The sequence below is a fragment of the Stenotrophomonas sp. 704A1 genome (genome assembly GCF_030549525.1).
In the GTDB taxonomy this organism is placed as follows: Bacteria; Pseudomonadota; Gammaproteobacteria; order Xanthomonadales; family Xanthomonadaceae; genus Stenotrophomonas; species Stenotrophomonas tuberculopleuritidis.
Window position 1 is genome coordinate 1,707,999 of sequence record NZ_CP130831.1, and the last position, 19,526, is coordinate 1,727,524.

The following is a 19,526-nucleotide window of genomic DNA, read 5'->3' on the forward strand; positions in this document are numbered from 1 at the left end:
AGGATGGAAGGTCCGCGGGAGAATGGGTCAGGCCCGGTTGTTGACGCGCTCGGCGATCCACTGATCGATTTCGATGGAATCCCAGCCGACGGCGCGCACACCCAGGCGCAGCGCCTTGGGGAACTTGCCCGCGCGCATCAGGTTGTAGAGGTGGGCGCGCTTGAAGCCGGACTTCGATTCGACTTCTTCCAAGCGCAGGATGCGGCGCTCGTTGGGCGGCAGAACAGGTGTTTGCGACATGGTGGTCACTCCTGAACGCTCAGTGGCGTTTGTTGGCGTGACCTCTATTCAATAGACATGGCTACGGAAAGACATTGCAAATGCAATCTCCGCGACTGCACATACAAGCTGGCAATCCTCAGAGGGTGGCGCTATGCAGCCGGCGTCTGGCCGTGGCGAACTTGCCGTTCAACGTCCGCTCGGCGATCCCCATGACGCCGTGGTGATGGGCGACCAATGCGCTTACGACAGCCTCTTGCGTTTTGAAGCTGGAGTACGGTGTGCCCGAGGGCGATTGGCCGAGCATCAGCTCCAATATGCCGCCGATGATGTTCAGGTAGGTGGCTTCGGCCCGATCACTGATTGGGTACTGCGCGCAGGCCGGGATGATTTTGGACTGTTTGAGCAGTGCGTCGTGCTTGTCTTGCAGCTCGCGGAGTTGGCGCTTGGACTGCTCCAGGGCAGATTTGAGGGCCAAGCGCTCGACCAGCATGGCCTGCCCGGTTTCCAGAGAGATGGAGGGATGGGCGATGCGCTCGCTGCGCGAGAAGAGAAAGCCGGGGCGCTGTTCGGGGTAGTGCTGGCGCATCCAACGCTTCAGATCGACGTGACGGACAGTGAGATCAGGGGAGTCGATCAGCGCGGTGTCGTGCGTCGTGATGCCGTTCCTCCCGAAAGGAAGTTCCGCATTGAGGATGCCATCGTAGATGCGTTCGGTATACAGCCTCAGCTCACCCCAACGTGGGCAATCCAACGACTGTGGCAGGTTCCTTGACGACGAGACCGAAGTGAGGATGACATGCTCAAACCGCAGAAGCCCAGCCCACCGGAGGGAGGCTTCGATCGGACGATAGAACACCTTCGATGCTGGTGCATTGTGGTTCATGCTCCCATCTCCTTCCAGGAGAACTACATGGCCGACTCCTTTGGCGCCAACCTCATGGCCGGGCAGTTGTCTGTGGATGAAGCGAGTCCCGAGTCTCGCTTCTTCATGAGCCCTGAGCACTTTTCAGTAGCTCAAGTCAGTGGTAGCCGCCATGTGCTCAATGTGTAAGAATCCGTGAGTGGTAGGTTGATCGGTCCTGTCGCTGATCAACACGAAGAATGGCGCTCACACTGGCAGCGTCATGCGTTACCGCAATCTCATCAAGAGCAATTTGTCATGGTGTGATACCCCTGCGGTTTCACAGGGCGCAATAGGCGCGCAGTGGCTTCTAGATGCCAAGGCAGGCGTACTGATCCCGAGCCTGTCATGCGTTCCCAGGTATCCTGATATACCGATAAAGAATCGCGCATCCAGTCCCAGTGACAAGCGTATGGGTTCTTCCCGCGCAACTTGCGCAGACGGGTATGGGTGGTCGCTTCTGCAGCGAGCCGGTGTGCCGAACAGCTCAGGCACGGCGAGAGCCATGCAGTCCAACCTTGGTCGCCGGGAGGCGCTAACGACGACAGGCGTCTGCCGCCAGACAACAACCGCGTCGAGAGGCAAATTCGTCCAGTGGCACTTCAAAGGGCGAACCAGTTGTTCGTCGGTAGCTTGCGTGCCGGTCAGCGCGCTGTTTCGGTGATGAGCCTGGTGCGCTCGGCTCGGCCCAACGGGCATGACCTCTATGCGGACTTGCGTGACGTGCTCGAATGCCTTTCGACGCAGCTAGCCAAGCATATGGAAAGGTGATCATTGGTGAGTTCGAGACCACCGTAGCCGGCGATGAACGAGGTGTGGGGACGATGCGCTGAGGAGGTGTCCTTGGACCTTACTGGAAGTTTCTGGACGAACTTGTTGCCGAGGGTGAAAAATGAGGCTACAATTAAGGTCTTCGCTAGTCAAGCCAGCGAAGAAAGTGATTGGGAAACAACGGCTTACGGTCTTAGTAAACGTCTCGTTTCCCGCTCCAGATTCTACAGGGCCCCGACAGGGGCCTTGTTTTTCTCCCGCCGTGGCAGGGTGGGGCCCTTGAGCCGCAAGGCTTCTGGCGCAGTCAGAAAAGTGAAAATCGTAGTCAAACCGCTGGTGTGAACTCCGGGCTTCCGGTACCATGACAGCGTATGCGGGAATAGCTCAGTTGGTAGAGCGCAACCTTGCCAAGGTTGAGGTCGCGAGTTCGAGTCTCGTTTCCCGCTCCATGTTCCGACAGGCCCCATCGCGGGGTTTTGTCATGTCAGGGGCTTCGTTCCTGGCGCGCAGTACGTTGGCCTCATGGCAGAGTGGCTATGCACCGGATTGCAAATCCGTTTACAGCGGTTCGATTCCGCTTGAGGCCTCCACATTGAAAGCCCTGGCTCCGGCCAGGGCTTTTTTTTTGTCCAGCGCCTGCGGCCTTGATGCGGCACTGGAACGGCGCGGCCCGCATCGCTGATCCGCGGTCGGCGGTGCTCGCTACAATCGGGGCATGACACGCATCGATCATTTCCGCGGCGCACTGCTCGGCCTGGCCTGCGGTGATGCCGTTGGCACCACCGTTGAATTCCAGCCGCGTGGCAGCTTCGCGCCGCTCACCGACATGGTCGGCGGCGGTCCCTTCAAGCTGCTGCTCGGGCAGTGGACCGACGATACGTCGATGGCGATGTGCCTGGCCGAAAGCCTGGTCCGTTGCGAATCGTTCGATGTGCGTGACCAGATGACCCGCTACGCCAACTGGTATCAGCATGGCTACTGGAGTGCGACCGGCACCTGTTTCGACATCGGCGTGGCCACGCGCAGTGCGATCGAGCAGTTCCTGCTGAGCGGCGCGCCGCTGGCCGGCAGTGAAGATCCGGGCAGTGCCGGCAACGGGTCGATCATGCGGCTGGCGCCGGTCGTGCTGCGCTATGCGGCGTTGCCGGAGCTGCCCGGGATGGCCGAGCAGAGTTCGCGCACCACCCACGCCGCGCGCGAGTGCCTGGACGCCTGCCGTCTGCTGGCCGCGGCGCTAGAGCGTGCACTGGCCGGGCAGTCGAAGCAGCAGGTGCTGGACCTGCGCGATGTGCCCGTGCAGGGGGAGCGGCTGCAGTCCATTGCCGCCGGTGCCTACCAGCACGCCCCGCGCGATCTGATCCGGGGTAGTGGCTACGTGGTCGACAGCCTGGAAGCGGCCTTCTGGTGCTTCCATCGCCACCCGGGTTTCGCCGATGCCGTGCTCGAGGCCGCAAACCTGGGCGACGACGCCGATACCACCGCGGCCGTGGTCGGCCAGCTGGCGGGCGCCTTCCACGGCGCCAGCGGCATTCCCGCCCACTGGCGGCAGCAGCTGGCGCTGCATGCGGACATCGAGGCCCTTGCCGACCAGTTGCACGCCCGCAACCTGCAGGCCCGCGCCGGCACGCAGCCGTCGGTTGGCTGAAGCGACCGGAGCAGCGGCAAGGGCGGCATTTGCCTGGCCATGCGATCCGTCCTAGGGTAGCGCCAGGTGGGCCGCGCTGCCCCGGACAGGAGGTCTGCATGAACAGCACATCGGCTATCGCACTGGCATTGCTGCTGGCCACACCGCTGGCGTCGGCGCAGGTCTACAAGTGCAAGGGTGCGTCCGGCGAAACGACGTATTCGCAGAATCCGTGCGGCAGCGAGGCGGTGCCGGTGAAGCTGCGCTCCAACCGTGCCGCATCCGAGACCGCCGGCGAAGCCGCCAACCGCAGTGCGGTGTACCGGACCGCAGAGTTGAACGACGCCGGCTTCGCCGAGCGCAACTGCCTGCAGCGCGAGCAGTCGCGCATCTACGGCCCGCTGGAGTCACGCAGCCAGGCAGTCAATCGCCAGGTGGCAGATCTGAACCGCCAGCTGGCGGGTGCCAACAGCACTCTGGCCGGCGCGACCGCCGAATCCGGCATCCGCGCGCAGATTTCCAGCCTGCAGCAGGCGTTGAGTTCGGAACGGATATCGGCCGACAGCCAGATGACGGCGGCACGCGATCGATGCTCGACGGCGCGCCGCGAGCGCGAGAACGCGGTGCGCGACAAGTACCCGGGTACGTCCGCACCTGCGCACTGACCGGCTCAGGCCGGCGTCGACGGCGGATCGTCCGCACGGAAGTTGCGCGCCATTGGCGCGCCCGTGCCCACGTAATGCCGGAACAGGTAGATCAGCGGCGCCCAGCGCTGGACATCAATGTGCTCGGTACCCGCATGGGTGATCGAGGCGTGTGCGTGCACGCAGCAGATCCGTCCTTCAGCAATCACGAATTCCGGCGCGTCCGCGCCGCTCGGACGGTGCGTCGCCAGCAGCGCGACTTCCACCTGCAGCGGGCATTCGGCAATGGCTGGTGGGGCCACCTGCAGGGATTCGACCCGGCTGAAGCCGCCCAGCGCGAACTTGTCGCGGACGTGCGCGTACCCCAGGTCGCGCTTGCTGGCAGGTACCGGCATGCGGCCGGTGGCCCGGGCCAGCGCCTCCACCTGTGCGGCCTGCCCGGCGCCGGCGAAATTGAGCACGCACTCGCCACGTGCGAGCAGGTTGTGGCACCCCTGCCCCTGCGCACCGATGCCCAGCACGACACGATCGCCCAATGCCCAGAAGGAGGAAAGCGGACTGATGTTGGCACTGCCATCCTCGTTCAACGTGGTCATCAGGACGACGGGCGTGCCGGGATAGAGCACCGATGGTCTGATACGGCGGCGTTGCATTCCTTCAGCGGTGGTCACGGGCATCTCCTGGTTGCGGGCAGCCACTGTGGCGCGGCCGGTGCGGCGCAGGCTTCGATCCGGATCGAAGGGTGCAGGGCCGCCGGCGTGCCAGAATGGCGGCATGGTCCAGACCTCACGCACGCTCATCCACGTTGGATCGCTGGTCGGTGATCAGGCGCGCGCCGCGATGCTGATGAGGCTGATGGACGGCCGCGCGCAGACGGCGTCCGAACTGGCCGCAGTGGCCGGCGTGTCACCGCAGACCGCCAGTACCCATCTGCGCCGGTTGATCGACGGCGGCATTCTGTCGGTGGTCGCGCAGGGCCGGCACCGTTACCACCAGCTCGCTTCCAGCGACGTGGCCGCGATGCTGGAAGGCATCCTCCGGTTCAGTGACCCAGCGCCGCCGTCATGGCCGCGGACGGTCGCCGTCGATGCCGGCTTTCTCCGGGCCCGGACCTGCTATCGCCACCTCGCGGGCCGCTATGCCGTGGCCATCGCCGACCATCTGCTGGCCAGCGGCGCCATCGATGCGGGCGATGGTTCGTGGCAGGTGACGGCCGCAGGTGCCGAGCGGCTGCGGATGCTGGGCCCGCCGCTGGCCGAGGTCATCGAGCGGCCCGCACGGGCCCGCCCTGAGCGCTATTGTCGAGGCTGCCTGGACTGCACCGAGCGGCGCCCGCACCTCGCCGGCCTGGTGGGCGAGGCGATGCTTCAGAGTTTCCTGCAGCAGGATTGGCTGCGTCGGATCGAGGGGCGGCGCGAGCTGCGGGTGACCCCGGCTGGGCAGCAGGCATTCCGCAGGGTGTTCGGCCTGCGCGACTGATCCACGGCTGGGTCGCCGGCCAGTCTCAACCGGGCACGACATCGCAAGGGGGTATGGTCGGAGTCCTGGTCTTCGGGAGCAGCAATGGCAGGCAAGGACATGAACAGCCGCATGCACGATGTGGCAGGCCAGCGATGAGCCGATCCACCGCGGATGTGCGCTGGCTGACGTTCCGGTTGAAGAACGGGCAGTCGATCGGACCGGATCAGTTGAAGGATGGCTGGGTCATCGCATCCGAGACCCGGCACTGCGGCGTTCGCCGCGAACGCGTGGAAGGTGCGGGCATGGTCTACGCCCTGTATGGTCCGGCCGATCTTCCATCGCCGCGTCGCGCCGAACTGCGCATGCGCGACTTCCTGATGCGCTCCGGCTACACCTTCACCATGGGGACGCTGGGCGCCTGAGCCGGCCGTCCAGTGCCCGGCTGCACGCTCAGCCAGGCTCGGCCGCCGCCCTCAACGCGGCGATCACCTGCGCCCCGGAAAACGCACAGTGGCCTTCGCCCACCGCCGGCAGCACACGCGGCTGCGGCTGTGCACCCGCGCGCGCCGCCAGCTGCGGGTACACCGACTGCATGCGCGGCACGATGCTGGGATCGTCCTTGTTGAACTGGATCACCAGCGGTCGTTTCAGCAGGCCACTCAAGCCGAGTCGCTCGCGCAGGTAACGCTGTGCCGCCGGTACTGCGCTGATCCGCTGTACCCCGGCATTGAGCGCGTCGTCGTCGCCGAATCCGCGGTAGATCACCCCCGCGTTGCCCACCGGCATGCCGCCGGCGCGCTGGCTCAACTCGTGCAGGATCATCGCGTGCAGGCTGATGGCCCCGGCCAGTGCGTCGCCGGACACCTGCAGCCGGGTTGCCAGCTGGCTGGCGATCTGTGGCCTGCTCTGCAGTGCCGCGGCGATGCCCGCATAGAGCGCCGACTGCGGCAGGGTGGCGGCCTCGGCCGACAACAGGCCCTTGTCCGGCAACCCCGCAGCGCCGGGGAAGAAGAAATCGAAGACCACCAGCGTGGTCAGCAGGTCCTCTGCCAGCCGCTCGCCTGGCAGGTTGGCACCGCACAGTGAAACACCGCCCGCGTAGTGCTGCGGCAGCTGTTCAAGCGTCGCCACGGTGACCGCTCCCCCCATCGAGAAGCCGAGCATCCAGGTGTTGCGCACGCCGTCCAGCTCGGACATAGCATGTTGGCGCAGGCGCTCCATGTCGGTGACCGCGTCGGCCACCGCCCAGCCCTGGCTGGAATAGGCGCTCTGGGCGACGGCGTAGCCCGCCTCCAGCAGGGCGGCGGTGCTGTCGCCGGCGCGCATCGGCCTTTCGCGTGGCGCGCCGACCGGTTCGTAGCCATGGGCGAGCATGACCAGGTCACCCTTCCAGTGCGCCGGTACATCCAGCCGCCACGGTGCTCCCTGCAGTTCGCCTTCGAGCGTGCGCGGCGCGGCGGGGGGCGCCGCCCATGGCCCCGCGGACGGCAGCAGAAGCGCGACGGCCCATGCATGTCGCAGCAGAAGGCGCGGAGCGCGCCTTTTCAGGGCGGCCGTGCAGGACGCAGCAGACATTGCGCCCGGTACCCTGCGCATCACGGCGCCGCTGCCGCGCCCGTACAGGCGACGCGGTGCATCGGAAAATCGACTGCGCGTGCGGGATCGTCCTGCGCACCCTCGATGCGTGCGTGCGCACGCTGCGCATCCACACGCCGGTAGCGGATGCGTTGCGGGAAGTCGTTGGCCGGGTTCTCGAACAGGGCGTCATCGCCATCGACGTGGGTGGCATTGAACGCGGTGGCGTTCTGGCCGGAGGGCAGGGCGGTCAGCACCAGGCGGCCATCATCGTGCTGGCGAAGGTGCATGAACTCGAAGCCAACCGTGTGCCCGCCACGCAGGCTGCGGCTGCTGCCGAGCAGGGTGCCGCCGGCAAGGGTGGACCATTGCTCGCCGGCGCCGGCCGGCTGCCCATCGAGCTGCCAGCAACCGGCCAGCCAGGCGAGTTGTTCGATCTTCGCCGGCGCGGCGGCGCATGCAGGGGCGGCGGCCAGCAGTAGCGGCAGGGCCAGGACAATGCGGATCGACATCGGTGCCTCCGTGCGCGGGATCAGCGGCCTGTATAGCGCTGCGCCGGACCGGCGGCCAGTGCCCTCTGTTGTCCGGGGGAATCCGATACGATCTGTAGCATCGCCCCGTCCTGTTTGATCCGGAGTCCCTCCATGGTCGACCGTCTTGCCATCCTGCTCGAACGTTTTGCGGTCTCGGCCTCGGTGTTCCATGCCGGGGCCCTGTGTGGCATCAACAGCCTGGAGGGGGAGGGCGACGCAGGTCAGCTGCACCTGGTGCGCAGGGGGCCGTTGCAGGTCATCCACGCGGGGCAGACGGTGCAGGTCGATGTGCCCAGCCTGCTGTTGTATCCGCGCCCGATGCCACACCGTTTCCACACCGATCCGCAGCTGGGCGCCGACATGGCCTGTGCCAACCTGCATTTCGAAGGCGGCAGGTTGAATCCGATCAGTGCTGCATTGCCGGATTTCATCTGCCTGCCACTGGCCGATCTTTACGGCGGCAATGCCGCGCTGGAACTGCTGTTCGAGGAAGCCTTCGAGCAGCGCTGCGGTCGCGCGGCGATGATCAACCGCCTGTTCGAAGTGGTGATGATCCAGGTGCTGCGACAGCTGATGGAGGGCGGTGAGATGCGCGGTGGACTGTTCGCCGGGCTCGGCCACCCGCGGTTGCGGCTGGCACTGGTGGCGATGCACGAGGCGCCCGCGCAGGCCTGGACCCTGGAAGACCTGGCCGACGTTGCCGGGATGTCACGCAGTGTGTTTGCTGCCAGCTTCCGCGAAGCGATGGGCACCACCCCCGGGCACTACCTGCAGGGCTGGCGGGTCGGCCTGGCGCAGCAGGCCCTTCGCCAGGGGCGGCCGTTGAAGCGCATTGCCGATGAGGTCGGCTATGGCAGCGAGGCCGCGTTGTCGCGTGCGTTCAAGGCGCATACCGGGCAGTCACCGCGACAATGGCGTGGCCAGGCGCGCGCCACGGCTGCCTGAGCGTCACCCCAGCGCGAGGCGGGTCAGCTTCATGCCGGCGAACAGGCCGGCCAGGCCCAGTGCCACCGAGCCGCCGGCATAGAGCGCGGCCAGCCCGTGCTGGCCCCGTTGCAGCAGCAGACCGGTTTCCAGCGAGAACGTGGAGAAGGTGGTGTAGCCGCCGAGGATGCCGGTGGCCAGCAGCAGGCGCAGCTGCGGCGACGCCCCCTGGCGCAGTGCGAAGGCTTCCACCACCACGCCCATCAGCAGCGCGCCGCTGATGTTGACCAGGAACGTCGACCATGGCCATGCGCTGCCGACCGCGACGCGGGCGCCGAGCAGGTTGCAGGCGTGGCGGAGGCAGGCACCGACGCCGCCACCGAGGAAGACCAGCAGATAGTTGTTCAGCGCTTGCATCGTTTGCCTCGCGTGCGTGTTCGCAGGATCGACGGCATGCGCGATGGCGGGCACGGCCTGCGATCGACGAACGCCGGGTTCGTCTCGGCAGGAGCCATCAGCCATCTCAGGCGGTTATCGGGGGAGCCCCATCCCCATCACCGTCCATGCTACCAGCCCCCGCAGCTCAGGGCAGGGCTGTCATCACCACGCGCGCGACCTTGCCGCGGCTGACCCCTTCCATCATCAGGTCATGGGCCATCAGGGCCAGCGTGGCCGCCCGCCGGTGGCCGAGATCCAGGCCACGTTCGTCGAGGATGTGTGCGACCAGTTCGTAGGCCGATTGCCAGACATCCAGCTGCGCTTCGCTGGGCAGGTGCATGTAGACCGTGCCGCGCTCGCCGACGCCACGGCCCAGCGGCCCGAACAGCAGTTCGCGCGGATCCAGCTTCACGGCGTCGGCGATCCGGAACAGCTGTTCGGCTTTCACGTGGTCAGCCTTGACGTGGTCGTTGAGCCAGTTGCTGACGGTGGCCGTGGTGGTGTCGGCGGCACGCGCCAGATCGGCCGGGCGTGCATGCCCGGCGTCCTTCATGGCGACCGCGAGTCGTTGTCCAAGAGTATTCATCTATGCAAGCCAGCTTAACGCGTGGAATGGAAAGAGGCCTTGGCGCAAGAATAAGTCTGATGATGCAAGGGGTCGAAAATGGACGAATTCTGGAGCAAGCGGCAGGTGCGTATCCGGCTTGGATTCCGCACCGACGCCGAGCTCGCGCGCTTCTTCGGAATCAGCAGATCTGCTGTGTCGCAATGGCCGAGGGACTTTCCGATACCGCCATTGCGGCGCTACATCCTGCAGCAGCGTTACCCCGGGCTGTTTCCCTCAGAGACGGCCTCGCCGGGTGAAAGCGCCCTGCTTGCGACACCAGATGTCGGATGTAAACCGAACCCGTCAGATCGTTAAGATTGCTTTACACGATAGGCAGATTCGATTGAAGCAGGTGGAGTGATCGGGGCAATCTCACGCGAGGCGGTGGCTACCTGGACGTAGGCGTGTCGGCATCAACCCCGCGGCGCGTGAATGCAGTCGCACTGTTCCTTCATGAACGATTAATAATTTCAATGGCAAAAGTCGCGTGCTGTAATTGACCTGTCGTGAAATCTGTGACTAATTGGCATCAATCGGTTGTGAAGGCCGGGAGTCTTTCAGTAGCCCGCAAGTGAGTCGGTCGACCGTCAATGATCGCAGGACAAGTCCAACGGAGGTCGTATGGAATACGGCATGCATGGCTTGGCTGAACGGGTACGCCGCGAACTGGAAGCCAGTTATCACAAACACGGATGCGGTCCGGCGTTCTGGGATACCTACCAGCAGGTGCTTGACCGCCTGGTTCCGCAGGGGACCGAGCGTACCGAGGTCACCAACGAGATGGCACTGATCATCGAGCAGCTGGGCATCGTCCGTCGCGCCCAGCTGGTGCCGCCGCGCCCGGGCGGGCCGGGCTGAATCACAGCAGGCGCCAGGCGCCCCAGGCCAGCAGCACCAGCAGTGCCGAGGCCAGGGCGGTGGTGCGTGCCCGCCACCCTTGGCGTGGCTGTCCGGCCATCGCCTGCGGGCTGCAGTAGCGCACCAGGCCGGCACCGAACCCGGCCTGCTGCTGCTGGGCCTGGCAGGCTTCCAGGCACGCCCCGCACGCCAGGCACTCGGCCTGCGGGCCGTGGCGGATGTCCAGCTGCAGCGGGCAGGCGCGCACACAGGCGCTGCAGTCGGTGCAGTCGCCCAGCCGGTCCGCGCTGAAGCGCGGCATCGGCCCGGCCAGCAGCGGATGCGCGGCCCGGAAAACGTAGTCCTGCGCGGTGGTCGGGTCCAGCAGGCCGCGACCGCGGTCGCGCACGCCCCCCAGCCCGTGGGCGCGCGCGCCGCGCGGTTCGCCCCGCCGCGCGTCATACAGCATGCGCGGGGTGTGCGGGTCGGTCAGCAAGGGCTGCATGCGTGCGAACGGGCACAGTGAACGGCAGACCTGTTCGCGCAGGAACCCGGCATTGCCCCAGGTGGCACCGGCGTAGAACAGCACCCAGAAGGTTTCCCAACCGCTCCAGCTGCCGCTGGCCGCGCCGGACAGCAGTTCACGGATCGGACTGAACAGCCCGACGAAGGTGATCCCGGTCCACAGCGAGAGCAGCAGCCATGCCGCCTGGGTGGCCGGGCGTGCGAGGGCCCTTGGCAGCCACCGCGCCAGGGTCCGGTCGATCGCGTCGAAGGCACGGCTCCACAGGGTCTGCGGGCAGGCATGGCCGCACCAGACGCGCCCGGCCAGATGGGTCAGCAGCGCCAGCGACACCGCCAGCACCGCCAGCAGGCCGAGCAGGACGCCGATGTCGTCGGGCCACAGGGTCCAGCCGAACAGATCGAAGCGACGCGCACTGATGTCCAGCAGCAACGCCTGCCGGCCATCCCACTGCAGCCACGGCAACGCATGGAAGATCACCAGCAGTGCGGCGGTGAGGAGGCTGCGCCAGCGCCAGCGGCGCGCTCGGGTACGGGCCGCCGTGCTCATCCCAGTGGCAACTCGTCACCGTCTTCGCCGCCCAGTGGCCGCAGCAGGTAGCCGGTCACCGCGCTGGACAGGGCGGTGACCGCCCAGAACATGAAGAAGCCGGCGGTGTATCCCAGCTCGCGGCTGATCCCGGTGCCCGGGAAACTGATGGCCTGCAGGCGCAGCGGGTCGATGAAGGCGAAGAACACCACGCTGGCCAGGCCTGCGGCGATGAAGCTGGGCCACAGGATTGCGCCCCAGTGCTGGATCAGCCGCTGGCGGCGGCCGGAAGTCGATGTGTTCATGCAGTACCGGATCGAAGTAGAGGGCGGCGCGTATACTTCGCCCGGGTTGGCGAAGCTTCCCGCCGGGCATGCTTCCTGCGAGCGTGCCAGCCTAGGTGCGCCTGCCGGCGCCGACATTGATCTGGATCAACAGCCGTGCCTGCGGCATGCGGCACACTGCAGCCCCGTCCCTGGTACCCCGATGAACGCAACGCCGTCGCCTGAACTTCCCGTCGCCTCGCCAGCGCTGTGCAGCGAAGAGGAGGTGACCCGGCTGGTTCACGATTTCTATGCGCGCGTGCGTGAAGAGGAGCGGCTGGGCCCGGTGTTCGAGGGCCACGTGCAGCATTGGCCGGAACACCTGGACCAGCTGGTCGACTTCTGGTCGGCGATGCTGCGCGGCACCCGCCGTTTCAAGGGGTCGCCGATGTCCAAGCACATGGCGATCGAGCTGGACCAGGATCTGTTCGACCGCTGGCTGGTGCTGTTCCGGATCACCACCGCCGAGTGCAACAATCCGCCGATGCAGGCGCTGGCCGATGACGTGGCCGCGCGGATCGCCGGGACCTTCTGGCGCCGCTACCAGATGCTGCGCTGGCCGCAGGTGACCCTGCCGATGCTGGGTGTTCCCGGCCGCGATTGATCTGGGTCAAGGCGGTGCGCCGCGCCCGCGGCGATGCTGGCGCCATGGACACGTTCTCTCCCGCTGCCGGCGGCCTGGCCTGGACCTTCGATCCGGATCTTCTGCGTCGGCATGACCGGCCCGGGCCGCGCTATACCTCGTATCCCACCGCGCCGCATTTCCACGATGGCTTCGGCGCCCCGGCATTGCGCCAGGCGATCGCCGACAGCAACCGGCAGGCGCGCGCGCTGTCGCTGTACGTGCACGTGCCATTCTGTTCCAGCCCGTGCTTCTACTGTGGCTGCAACCGGGTGATCACCCGCGACCGCGGGCGTGGCCACAGCTACGTGTCGCGCGTGCTGGCCGAGGCCGACCTGCTGGCACCGCAGTTCGCCGATGGCCGCGAAGTGATCCAGCTGCACCTGGGCGGCGGCACGCCGAACTTCCTGGATGCCGAGGCGATGACCACGCTGGTCGAAGGGCTGCGCCGCCGCTTCGATTTCAGTGACTGCACGCAGCGTGATTTCTCGATCGAGCTGGACCCGCGCTTCATCGATACCGGCGACGTGGCGATGCTGGCCAGGCTCGGCTTCAACCGCGCCAGCCTGGGCGTGCAGGACTTCGACCCGCAGGTGCAGGAATCGATCAACCGCGTGCAGGGCGTCCGGCAGACGCTGGACATCCTGCGCGCGTGCCGCGACAGCGGCATGCGTTCGGTCAACGTCGACCTGATCTACGGCCTGCCCGGACAGAGCCTGGAAGGGTTCGGCCGCACCCTGGAGCTGGTGCTGGCACTGCGCCCGGACCGGCTGGCGGTGTACGGCTATGCCCACCTGCCACACCTGTTCCGCGCGCAGCGGCAGATCGACGAGCGCCGGCTGCCGTCGCCGGACGCCAAGCTGGCGCTGCTGGGCCTGGCGGTGGAACGGCTGTCCGGGGCCGGCTACCAGTACATCGGCATGGACCATTTCGCCCTGCCCGAAGAGGACCTGTCGCGCGCCCAGCGGGCCGGGCACCTGCACCGCAACTTCATGGGCTACACCACCCATGCCGACACCGATCTGCTCGGGCTGGGCGTGAGTGCGATCAGTCATATCGGCGCCACCTACAGCCAGAACCCACGCGATCTGCCGTCGTGGGAAGCTGCGGTGGACCAGGGACAGCTGCCGGTGTGGCGCGGCGTGGCGCTCAGCGCCGACGACGAGCTGCGCGCTGAACTGATCCAGCAGCTGATGTGCCAGGGCGAGGTGGACGGGGCATCACTGGCGCGGCGCCATGGCGTCGACTTCGAGAGCTATTTCGCCGAGGACCTGCGGGCCGTGCAGCGTCTGCAGCAGGATGGCCTGGCCGAGTACCGCGATGGCGTGGTACGCACCAGCGAACCGGGGCGGCCGCTGCTTCGCCTGCTGGCGATGTGCTTCGACCCCTATCTGCGTGTCGCCCACGAGCAGCCACGCTACTCGCGGGCGATCTGAGCACAGGGCTCAGCGCTTGCCGACGCCGCGCTCGGGGTGGCGGGCGGCCATCCCGCCGCTGTTGGTGGTGTGGATGCGGCCGGTCACGTCGGTGCGCGACGTCGAATAGCTGCCGTCGCTGAACGTGGTGCGGGTCTGGCCGGTGACATCCGTGCGCGTGGTCGAGTAGCTGCCATCGCTGTAAGTGGTGCGGATCTGGCCGGTGACATCCTTGCGCGAAGACGAAGAACTGCCGTCGCTGTAGGAGGTGCGGGTGGTGCCCGTGACATCGACGCGCGAGGTGGACCGGCGGCCATCGCTGAACCGCGTCTGCGTGGCACCGGTGACGTCGCGGCGGCTGTTGCTGGAGGTTCCGTCGCTGTAGCGCGCGTTGATGCTGCCATCAACCGCCCTGTGGCGCGTGGAGGAGGACTGTGCGAGCGCGGAGGTGCAGGCAAGTCCGAGTACTGCGGCCAGCATCAGCCGGGTCGGAAGGGTCGGTTTCATCCTTGATCTCCTCATCTGTTGCCGGGGCCAGGAGGCGTCGCGACGATTCTGCCATGGGCACCGGTTGCCCGGTAGAAGATCCACCTGCCCACGCGGTCCCGTGTTCCAGCCGCCGCGCGCTGGACCGGCGGTGCGTCGATCGTGCTGGCGGATGCCGGGATGTGCCACGGGGCAGACGCTGCCGAATTGACCTGGCTCCCGTTCTGGGTCAGGCCACTTGCTGCAGCAGGTCCTCGCGGAGCGCGTGGAAAAATGCGGAGCAGAATCGGCCTGGGGACAAGTCGTCAAAGCCATTGGTGCCCGGAGCCGGAATCGAACCGGCATGGGGTTGCCCCCGGCGGATTTTAAGCCAGAGCATGGCATCCGCACCGGGCTAACGCTGGACTTGGATGTGGCTTGCTGTAGCAGGTTTTCCGCCAGACCAATGCCTTCGATCATATCCCGGTGCGCGATGCAAACCGCCCCGGTTCTCCTCCGCCTGGCTCCTAGCCGGCCCCTGGAATCGGGGCCTTTCAGGAGCACCTCATGGCAAAGATCAAACTCACCAAGTCCGTCGTTGACACGGCGCAGGCGCAGACCTGCGACGTGGAACTCCGGGATACGCTCGTTCCGGGCTTCTTGTGCAAGGTTACACCAACCGGCCGCAAGGTATTCATGGTTCAGTACCGCACGAACTCCGGCGTGCGGCGCAAGCCGGCAATCGGCCAGTTCGGCGAGCTGACGGTCGAACAGGCCCGATCGCTGGCACAAGACTGGCTGGCCGAAGTCCGGCGCGGAGGCGATCCCGGACTCGACAAGGCCGAAGCCCGCAAGGCGCCGACGGTCAAGGAGCTGTGCGGCCGGTTCATGGACGACCACTCCAAGCCGCACAACAAGCCCAGCACGCAGGCCGGCTACCAGTACCAGATTGACAGCTTCGTCATCCCGGCCTTCGGCAGCAAGAAGGTTCATGAGGTCACGCGCAACGACATCACCGCGCTGATGAAGCGCATGGAGAAGTCGCCCACCCAGGCCAACCGCGTGCTGTCGCTCGTCCGCAAGATGTTCAACCTGGCCGAGCTGTGGGGCTACCGGCCCGATGGCTCCAATCCCTGCCGCCACGTTCCCAAGTACCCGGAGAAGGGTTCGACCCGGCTCATTACCGACGACCAGATGACCAAGCTGTTCGCCTATCTGGAGAAGGCCGAGGCCGAGGGCTTGGAACATCCCATCCACCTGCTGGCCGTCCGGCTGCAATTCGAGTTCGCGGCGCGCATGTCGGAAATCCTGCTGTTGCAATGGGATTGGCTCGACCTGCCCAACGGCCGGGTGGTCTGGCCGGACAGCAAGACCGGCGATATGTCCAAGCCCCTAAGCGCCGAGGCTCGCCGCCTGTTGGAGAGTGCCCCCCACTATGGCGATTCGCCCTACGTTTGCCCCGCGATCCTCGATCACAAGAAGCCGCTAAGCCCCCACTCCTACTATCAGGCGTGGCGGCGCATCCTTGACCGTGCCGGTGTGCCGAAGGTCGGCACCCACGGCATCCGCCACCGCTCGGCGACGGACATTGCCAATTCGGGCGTACCGCTCAAGGTCGGCATGGCGCTGACAGCGCACAAGACCGTGGCGATGTTCATGCGCTATGTCCACACCGAGGACGATCCTGTGCGCCAGGCGGCCGAGCTGGTGGCGACCCGGCGCCAGACCATCACGAAGGCGCGGCAACGCCAGCCCCAGGAGGCCACGGCATGAGCGCCCGGACGCCCAAAGCAGTAAAAGGCGCTGCCGTGCCTGCCGGCTACGCCGGCATCCACGGCGGCATCGTGGAACTGCTCGATGCCGCCCGCCAAGCGGCGGCGCGCAGCGTCAATGCGCTGATGACGGCCAGCTATTGGGAGATTGGCCGCCGCATCGTGGAGGCCGAGCAACAGGGCAAGCGGCGCGCAGGGTACGGCGAACAGTTGATTGCCCGGCTGTCCGCCGACCTGACTGCGCGCTTCGGGCGCGGGTTCAGCCCGGACAACCTGGAGAACATGCGGCGGTTCTTCGCCGCCTATCCCCGGCCGGTGATTTCCGAGGCACTGTCTCGGAAATCGGGGGACGGACTGCCTGCCGAGAAATCCGAGACAGTGTCTCGGAAACTGGCCTTGGGCGAGCTGGCGCAGGTGTTCACGCTGCCGTGGTCGGCCTACGTGCGGCTGCTGTCGGTCAAGGACGAGAACGCCCGCCGGTTCTACGAGGCGGAGGCGCTGCGCGGCGGCTGGAGCGTGCGTCAGCTTGACCGGCAGATCGGCAGCCAGTTCTACGAGCGCACCGCCTTGTCGAAGGACAAGGCGGCGATGCTGGTCAAGGGCGCTGCGCCCAGGCCGGAGGATGCCGTCAGGCCGGACGATGCGATCAAAGACCCGTATGTGCTGGAGTTCCTGAACCTCAAGGATGAGTATTCGGAATCCGACCTCGAAGCGGCCCTGATCCAGCGGCTGGAGGATTTTCTGCTGGAGCTGGGCGAAGGGTTCACCTTCGTCGGGCGGCAGCGGCGCTTGCGCATCGACCAGACGTGGTATCGGGTGGATCTGCTGTTCTTCCACCGGCGGCTGCGCTGCCTGGTCATCATCGACTTGAAGCTGGGTAGCCTGACCCATGCGGACGTGGGCCAGATGCATATGTATTGCAACTATGCCAAGGAGCATTGGGCCTATCCCGATGAAAACCCGCCCGTAGGCTTGATCTTGTGCGCCGACAAGGGCCATGCCCTGGCGCGGTATGCCTTGGAGGGCTTGCCGACGAAGGTGATGGCGGCGAACTACCGCACCGTCCTGCCGGATGCCGAGCTGTTGCAGAAGGAGCTGGAAACCACACGGCGCCTGCTGGAGTCGCGCGCGGCGAAGCAGCCCAGGAAGCTCCCGCAATAGCAGGCGTCCCGGCGTGCCGGCGTCGGGTTCGCGGGCTGCGCCAGCCTGCGCTACAGATAAATCGGCCGCCTAAGCAACGCTGCGCTGGCAGGACACAAGCTCGCAGCCTGCCGCGTCGCCAGCACCGAAGCAGGTGCGCTTGTGCGCTCCACCGGCTTGAAGCCCGCGCGCTCGAAGAACGGCGCTGCCGTCGTGGTCAGCAGCCAGGCGTCGCGCCCGCCTTCGTCGAAGGCACGGCGTAGCAGCAGCGCGACGATGCCGCCTCCAATGCCGCGCTGGCGTGCGTTCGGTAGCACGACCAAGGAGCGCACCAGCACATCCCGGCCCATGCGCTCGAAGCCGCCATAGCCCACGCGCTCGCCTGTCACCGTGGAATAGGCGAAGAAGCTGCGCCCCGGCTCGGTCAGATCGTCCGAGGGCAGTCCGGCCTCCTGCAAAGCCGTGATGAGGCCCGTGTCACTGCCCGCGATCGGCGTATCCACCAGCAGCGGCGTACCGTCTTCCTTGCGAATCTCGCCCGCCGGCCGCTGTGGCAGCAGTTCGATCACCATGTCCGAGGGGCGGCACAGGCGCACGCCCAGGGGCGAAACCACGATGGGTCGATTGATGAGGATCGGGTGCGCCAGCATCTGGTCGATCAATTCGTCGTCGCTCCAATGGACGGCATCCAGCCCGAGTTCCTTGTAAGGCGTGCCCTTGACGCGCAGCACGTCCCGCACGTGCATGCCCATCCGTGCGATCAGCGCCTTTAGGGTTTCGCGGTCGGGCGGCGTCTTCAGATACTCGATGACCGTGGGCGCGATGCCGCTGGCGCGGATCAGCGCCAGCGTATTGCGCGACGTGCCGCAATCCGGGTTGTGGTAGATCGTGATGTCACTCATGCCAGCATCTTCTGAACCGTGATGGAAGAATCGTTCGCTTGCGCCGCATCACCAAATGGCAAAACCAGCACGGGCGCGAACCCGCCGCCGGGCGTCCGCAAGTTGGTGGTCTGGCCGGCATAGGTGCGTGCCGCCAGCAGCAGGACACGTCCCCGATAGGCATAGGCCCGCATGTCCACTTTGAGCCGCATCGGCACATCATCGACTGTGACCATGCGCTCGCTGGGCGGCACCAGCGCCTGGGCGACGAAGCCGCCGGCAGTGATGTGCTCCCATGTCTTGCGCGTCAGCTTGTCGCCCCGATAGGCGGCCTTGCCCCCGTAGCCCGCCATCGGCTTGAAGAACCATTGACGCCGCTCGCGCCAGAGGACTTCCGCATTGGCCGGCAGGACAGCTTGGGCGGCGGGAACCACCGCGCGCAGCACGGCACGGTCGGCCTCGCCGGCACCCCAGCGGGCCATCTGTACGTCATCCCCCAGCCAGATCAGATTGCGCTTGTCTGCGTGCATAGCGTGCGCTCGTGGGTGCGGCGTCAGCACCACCGCGCCCACCTGATAGGCGCTGCGCAGCGCCGCATGCGAAGACTCCGACAAGTCGAAGTCGGTGAGCCGGTTGTAAACCATGTCGATTGGCAAATCGGCGGGAAGCGCCGGGTGCCACAAGGCACCGTCGCGCCATTGGAGTTCGCGCGGGTCGGCCACGATAGCCCGGACGCCATGATGCTCGAACAGCCGCCGGACAAGCTCGAACTCGGGGGCGAGGTACTGCTGCTGCGGATCGTCATCGACCACGACCGCCGTGCGCCAGGACTGCACACCCCGCTGTGCCCGCCATTCGGCGCGGAACATGTCGATGAAGGCTTGCGCGAGGTCGGCGCGGCCCAGCCACTGTTCCATCGCCGCGCAGCAGGTGTTCTGCGCCCCGGCCAGCGCGGCACTAAGCAGCGCGCCGCCCGCATTGGTGTTGATCTCGATGAGACGTGGGCCGTCCGCTCCCAAATGGAAGTCGTACCCCATGAACACGCCAGATGGGCCGAAGTCCGGCGCCAGCGTGTCCGTGCCGTGCGCGCGTTCCACCACCGCCTGCCGATAGCCCGGCAGGCAGGTGACACGTTCCAGCGTCGCCACGGCCTGGGCGATGGCGTTGCGGGTTGGCATGTCGATGAACACCGCCGTTTCCGAAAACAAGTGGGGATGGCTGTCGGCCAGCGACGTGGGCAGGCTTTGGTGCAGCCGCGTTGCATCGAGCGTGCGACATGCACAGGAAAGATTGAGCTGTTCGGCGAGGTTCATTGCCGCT

At 66.4% G+C, this 19,526-nt stretch carries 24 protein-coding genes, 2 tRNA genes, 2 pseudogenes and 1 riboswitch; of the genes and pseudogenes, 15 read left to right on the forward strand and 13 right to left on the reverse strand.

From position 1 onward, the window contains the following. Positions 1-27 precede the first annotated feature (27 nt). A complete protein-coding gene (locus tag Q5Z10_RS07995) occupies positions 28-240 on the reverse strand; it encodes an AlpA family transcriptional regulator (RefSeq protein WP_003821041.1) in 213 nt (70 codons plus the stop codon). 118 nt (positions 241-358) lie between these two features. Continuing rightward, positions 359-1,105 carry a hypothetical protein gene (locus Q5Z10_RS08000; protein ID WP_003821040.1) on the reverse strand — a complete coding sequence of 249 codons (747 nt, stop codon included), beginning with the start codon at positions 1,103-1,105 and terminating at the stop codon, positions 359-361. Between the two features lie 27 nt (positions 1,106-1,132). Between Q5Z10_RS08000 and Q5Z10_RS08005 the strand changes: the two genes are divergently transcribed. The 6 genes from Q5Z10_RS08005 to Q5Z10_RS08030 all read left to right on the forward strand — a co-directional run bounded on the left by Q5Z10_RS08005 (position 1,133) and on the right by Q5Z10_RS08030 (position 4,183). After that, complete coding sequence (locus tag Q5Z10_RS08005) at positions 1,133-1,273, forward strand: hypothetical protein (RefSeq protein WP_153573857.1); 141 nt, start codon at positions 1,133-1,135, stop codon at positions 1,271-1,273. Positions 1,274-1,573: 300 nt separating this feature from the next. Continuing rightward, on the forward strand, positions 1,574-1,894 hold the full coding sequence (locus Q5Z10_RS08010; RefSeq protein ID WP_074167576.1) for an IS66 family transposase: 321 nt from the start codon (positions 1,574-1,576) through the stop codon (positions 1,892-1,894). Positions 1,895-2,267: 373 nt separating this feature from the next. After that, positions 2,268-2,343: transfer RNA gene (locus Q5Z10_RS08015), tRNA-Gly, on the forward strand. A 67-nt stretch (positions 2,344-2,410) separates the two neighbouring features. Further along, positions 2,411-2,484: transfer RNA gene (locus tag Q5Z10_RS08020), tRNA-Cys, on the forward strand. Between the two features lie 125 nt (positions 2,485-2,609). Continuing rightward, entirely contained in the window at positions 2,610-3,539 is a 930-nt protein-coding gene (locus Q5Z10_RS08025; protein WP_303638620.1) for an ADP-ribosylglycohydrolase family protein, read from the forward strand. 98 nt (positions 3,540-3,637) lie between these two features. Beyond that, the gene (locus tag Q5Z10_RS08030) at positions 3,638-4,183 is read left to right on the forward strand and encodes a DUF4124 domain-containing protein (protein WP_303638621.1); all 546 of its coding nucleotides are present in this window, start codon (positions 3,638-3,640) and stop codon (positions 4,181-4,183) included. A 5-nt stretch (positions 4,184-4,188) separates the two neighbouring features. Here the strand turns inward: Q5Z10_RS08030 and Q5Z10_RS08035 are convergent, their stop codons facing one another. Further along, positions 4,189-4,815: a flavin reductase family protein gene (locus Q5Z10_RS08035; RefSeq protein ID WP_303639154.1), complete on the reverse strand. Its 627-nt coding sequence runs from the start codon at positions 4,813-4,815 to the stop codon at positions 4,189-4,191. A gap of 121 nt (positions 4,816-4,936) precedes the next feature. On the opposite strand from Q5Z10_RS08035, the gene Q5Z10_RS08040 reads away from it, so the two are divergent. Continuing rightward, positions 4,937-5,641 (forward strand): ArsR/SmtB family transcription factor, encoded by a 705-nt coding sequence (locus Q5Z10_RS08040; protein WP_303638622.1) that lies wholly within the window; start codon positions 4,937-4,939, stop codon positions 5,639-5,641. Positions 5,642-5,775: 134 nt separating this feature from the next. Then, a complete protein-coding gene (locus tag Q5Z10_RS08045; RefSeq protein ID WP_303638623.1) occupies positions 5,776-6,045 on the forward strand; it encodes a hypothetical protein in 270 nt (89 codons plus the stop codon). Positions 6,046-6,073: 28 nt separating this feature from the next. Here the strand turns inward: Q5Z10_RS08045 and Q5Z10_RS08050 are convergent, their stop codons facing one another. Together Q5Z10_RS08050 and Q5Z10_RS08055 are read right to left on the reverse strand one after the other, a co-directional pair. Continuing rightward, positions 6,074-7,198: an alpha/beta hydrolase family protein gene (locus Q5Z10_RS08050; RefSeq protein ID WP_303638624.1), complete on the reverse strand. Its 1,125-nt coding sequence runs from the start codon at positions 7,196-7,198 to the stop codon at positions 6,074-6,076. Positions 7,199-7,218: 20 nt separating this feature from the next. Then, the gene (locus Q5Z10_RS08055; RefSeq protein WP_303638625.1) at positions 7,219-7,710 is read right to left on the reverse strand and encodes a DUF6265 family protein; all 492 of its coding nucleotides are present in this window, start codon (positions 7,708-7,710) and stop codon (positions 7,219-7,221) included. 132 nt (positions 7,711-7,842) lie between these two features. Here Q5Z10_RS08055 and Q5Z10_RS08060 point away from each other — a divergent pair, with 132 nt between their 5' ends. Beyond that, positions 7,843-8,676 (forward strand): AraC family transcriptional regulator, encoded by an 834-nt coding sequence (locus Q5Z10_RS08060; RefSeq protein ID WP_303638626.1) that lies wholly within the window; start codon positions 7,843-7,845, stop codon positions 8,674-8,676. Positions 8,677-8,679: 3 nt separating this feature from the next. Here the strand turns inward: Q5Z10_RS08060 and crcB are convergent, their stop codons facing one another. Then, entirely contained in the window at positions 8,680-9,072 is a 393-nt protein-coding gene (gene crcB, locus Q5Z10_RS08065) for a fluoride efflux transporter CrcB (protein WP_303638627.1), read from the reverse strand. A gap of 81 nt (positions 9,073-9,153) precedes the next feature. After that, a riboswitch (Fluoride riboswitch) is annotated at positions 9,154-9,217 on the reverse strand. Between the two features lie 21 nt (positions 9,218-9,238). Next, complete coding sequence (locus tag Q5Z10_RS08070) at positions 9,239-9,679, reverse strand: helix-turn-helix domain-containing protein (protein WP_303638628.1); 441 nt, start codon at positions 9,677-9,679, stop codon at positions 9,239-9,241. A 78-nt stretch (positions 9,680-9,757) separates the two neighbouring features. Between Q5Z10_RS08070 and Q5Z10_RS08075 the strand changes: the two are divergent. Then, a pseudogene (locus tag Q5Z10_RS08075) lies at positions 9,758-9,961 on the forward strand (helix-turn-helix domain-containing protein); the annotation flags it as partial. Between the two features lie 360 nt (positions 9,962-10,321). Beyond that, the gene (locus Q5Z10_RS08080; RefSeq protein ID WP_303638630.1) at positions 10,322-10,558 is read left to right on the forward strand and encodes a hypothetical protein; all 237 of its coding nucleotides are present in this window, start codon (positions 10,322-10,324) and stop codon (positions 10,556-10,558) included. Between the two features lies 1 nt (position 10,559). On the opposite strand, the gene Q5Z10_RS08085 is transcribed toward Q5Z10_RS08080, so the two are convergent. Together Q5Z10_RS08085 and Q5Z10_RS08090 are read right to left on the reverse strand one after the other, a co-directional pair. Then, on the reverse strand, positions 10,560-11,609 hold the full coding sequence (locus Q5Z10_RS08085; protein ID WP_303638631.1) for a 4Fe-4S dicluster domain-containing protein: 1,050 nt from the start codon (positions 11,607-11,609) through the stop codon (positions 10,560-10,562). Continuing rightward, the gene (locus Q5Z10_RS08090) at positions 11,606-11,893 is read right to left on the reverse strand and encodes a hypothetical protein (RefSeq protein ID WP_303638632.1); all 288 of its coding nucleotides are present in this window, start codon (positions 11,891-11,893) and stop codon (positions 11,606-11,608) included. Before Q5Z10_RS08090 ends, Q5Z10_RS08085 begins: the two co-directional genes overlap by 4 nt. Before the next feature lie 181 nt (positions 11,894-12,074). Between Q5Z10_RS08090 and Q5Z10_RS08095 the strand changes: the two genes are divergently transcribed. Next, positions 12,075-12,515 carry a group III truncated hemoglobin gene (locus tag Q5Z10_RS08095; RefSeq protein WP_303638633.1) on the forward strand — a complete coding sequence of 147 codons (441 nt, stop codon included), beginning with the start codon at positions 12,075-12,077 and terminating at the stop codon, positions 12,513-12,515. A 44-nt stretch (positions 12,516-12,559) separates the two neighbouring features. After that, positions 12,560-13,969, forward strand: a complete 1,410-nt coding sequence (gene hemN, locus Q5Z10_RS08100) for an oxygen-independent coproporphyrinogen III oxidase (protein ID WP_303638634.1) — start codon at positions 12,560-12,562, stop codon at positions 13,967-13,969. 9 nt (positions 13,970-13,978) lie between these two features. On the opposite strand, the gene Q5Z10_RS08105 is transcribed toward hemN, so the two are convergent. Beyond that, entirely contained in the window at positions 13,979-14,455 is a 477-nt protein-coding gene (locus tag Q5Z10_RS08105; RefSeq protein ID WP_303638635.1) for a hypothetical protein, read from the reverse strand. A gap of 525 nt (positions 14,456-14,980) precedes the next feature. Here Q5Z10_RS08105 and Q5Z10_RS08110 point away from each other — a divergent pair. Both Q5Z10_RS08110 and Q5Z10_RS08115 read left to right on the forward strand, forming a co-directional pair. After that, positions 14,981-16,186, forward strand: a complete 1,206-nt coding sequence (locus tag Q5Z10_RS08110; protein WP_057380150.1) for a tyrosine-type recombinase/integrase — start codon at positions 14,981-14,983, stop codon at positions 16,184-16,186. Further along, on the forward strand, positions 16,183-17,346 hold the full coding sequence (locus tag Q5Z10_RS08115; protein WP_057380149.1) for a PDDEXK nuclease domain-containing protein: 1,164 nt from the start codon (positions 16,183-16,185) through the stop codon (positions 17,344-17,346). The genes Q5Z10_RS08110 and Q5Z10_RS08115 overlap by 4 nt, the downstream gene beginning before the upstream one ends. A gap of 50 nt (positions 17,347-17,396) precedes the next feature. On the opposite strand, the gene arsN2 is transcribed toward Q5Z10_RS08115, so the two are convergent. From arsN2 to Q5Z10_RS08130, 3 genes and pseudogenes are all read right to left on the reverse strand, one after another. Next, complete coding sequence (gene arsN2, locus Q5Z10_RS08120) at positions 17,397-17,828, reverse strand: arsenic resistance N-acetyltransferase ArsN2 (RefSeq protein ID WP_235594419.1); 432 nt, start codon at positions 17,826-17,828, stop codon at positions 17,397-17,399. Further along, a pseudogene (gene arsC / locus Q5Z10_RS08125) lies at positions 17,829-18,227 on the reverse strand (arsenate reductase (glutaredoxin)); the annotation flags it as partial. It lies immediately after the preceding gene. After that, positions 18,224-19,519: a hypothetical protein gene (locus tag Q5Z10_RS08130; protein WP_061194605.1), complete on the reverse strand. Its 1,296-nt coding sequence runs from the start codon at positions 19,517-19,519 to the stop codon at positions 18,224-18,226. The pseudogene arsC and the gene Q5Z10_RS08130, both read right to left, overlap by 4 nt. Between the last annotated feature and the right edge of the window lie 7 nt (positions 19,520-19,526).

Excerpts from the sequence above, each read along its gene's own strand:
- Q5Z10_RS07995 (WP_003821041.1), bottom strand. The coding sequence starts at position 240 with ATGTCGCAAACACCTGTTCTGCCGCCCAACGAGCGCCGCATCCTGCGC.
- Q5Z10_RS08000 (WP_003821040.1), bottom strand. The coding sequence starts at position 1,105 with ATGAACCACAATGCACCAGCATCGAAGGTGTTCTATCGTCCGATCGAA.
- Q5Z10_RS08005 (WP_153573857.1), top strand. The coding sequence starts at position 1,133 with ATGGCCGACTCCTTTGGCGCCAACCTCATGGCCGGGCAGTTGTCTGTG.
- Q5Z10_RS08025 (WP_303638620.1), top strand. The coding sequence starts at position 2,610 with ATGACACGCATCGATCATTTCCGCGGCGCACTGCTCGGCCTGGCCTGC.
- Q5Z10_RS08030 (WP_303638621.1), top strand. The coding sequence starts at position 3,638 with ATGAACAGCACATCGGCTATCGCACTGGCATTGCTGCTGGCCACACCG.
- Q5Z10_RS08035 (WP_303639154.1), bottom strand. The coding sequence starts at position 4,815 with ATGCAACGCCGCCGTATCAGACCATCGGTGCTCTATCCCGGCACGCCC.
- Q5Z10_RS08040 (WP_303638622.1), top strand. The coding sequence starts at position 4,937 with ATGGTCCAGACCTCACGCACGCTCATCCACGTTGGATCGCTGGTCGGT.
- Q5Z10_RS08045 (WP_303638623.1), top strand. The coding sequence starts at position 5,776 with ATGAGCCGATCCACCGCGGATGTGCGCTGGCTGACGTTCCGGTTGAAG.
- Q5Z10_RS08050 (WP_303638624.1), bottom strand. The coding sequence starts at position 7,198 with ATGTCTGCTGCGTCCTGCACGGCCGCCCTGAAAAGGCGCGCTCCGCGC.
- Q5Z10_RS08055 (WP_303638625.1), bottom strand. The coding sequence starts at position 7,710 with ATGTCGATCCGCATTGTCCTGGCCCTGCCGCTACTGCTGGCCGCCGCC.
- Q5Z10_RS08060 (WP_303638626.1), top strand. The coding sequence starts at position 7,843 with ATGGTCGACCGTCTTGCCATCCTGCTCGAACGTTTTGCGGTCTCGGCC.
- crcB (WP_303638627.1), bottom strand. The coding sequence starts at position 9,072 with ATGCAAGCGCTGAACAACTATCTGCTGGTCTTCCTCGGTGGCGGCGTC.
- Q5Z10_RS08070 (WP_303638628.1), bottom strand. The coding sequence starts at position 9,679 with ATGAATACTCTTGGACAACGACTCGCGGTCGCCATGAAGGACGCCGGG.
- Q5Z10_RS08080 (WP_303638630.1), top strand. The coding sequence starts at position 10,322 with ATGGAATACGGCATGCATGGCTTGGCTGAACGGGTACGCCGCGAACTG.
- Q5Z10_RS08085 (WP_303638631.1), bottom strand. The coding sequence starts at position 11,609 with ATGAGCACGGCGGCCCGTACCCGAGCGCGCCGCTGGCGCTGGCGCAGC.
- Q5Z10_RS08090 (WP_303638632.1), bottom strand. The coding sequence starts at position 11,893 with ATGAACACATCGACTTCCGGCCGCCGCCAGCGGCTGATCCAGCACTGG.
- Q5Z10_RS08095 (WP_303638633.1), top strand. The coding sequence starts at position 12,075 with ATGAACGCAACGCCGTCGCCTGAACTTCCCGTCGCCTCGCCAGCGCTG.
- hemN (WP_303638634.1), top strand. The coding sequence starts at position 12,560 with ATGGACACGTTCTCTCCCGCTGCCGGCGGCCTGGCCTGGACCTTCGAT.
- Q5Z10_RS08105 (WP_303638635.1), bottom strand. The coding sequence starts at position 14,455 with ATGAAACCGACCCTTCCGACCCGGCTGATGCTGGCCGCAGTACTCGGA.
- Q5Z10_RS08110 (WP_057380150.1), top strand. The coding sequence starts at position 14,981 with ATGGCAAAGATCAAACTCACCAAGTCCGTCGTTGACACGGCGCAGGCG.
- Q5Z10_RS08115 (WP_057380149.1), top strand. The coding sequence starts at position 16,183 with ATGAGCGCCCGGACGCCCAAAGCAGTAAAAGGCGCTGCCGTGCCTGCC.
- Q5Z10_RS08130 (WP_061194605.1), bottom strand. The coding sequence starts at position 19,519 with ATGAACCTCGCCGAACAGCTCAATCTTTCCTGTGCATGTCGCACGCTC.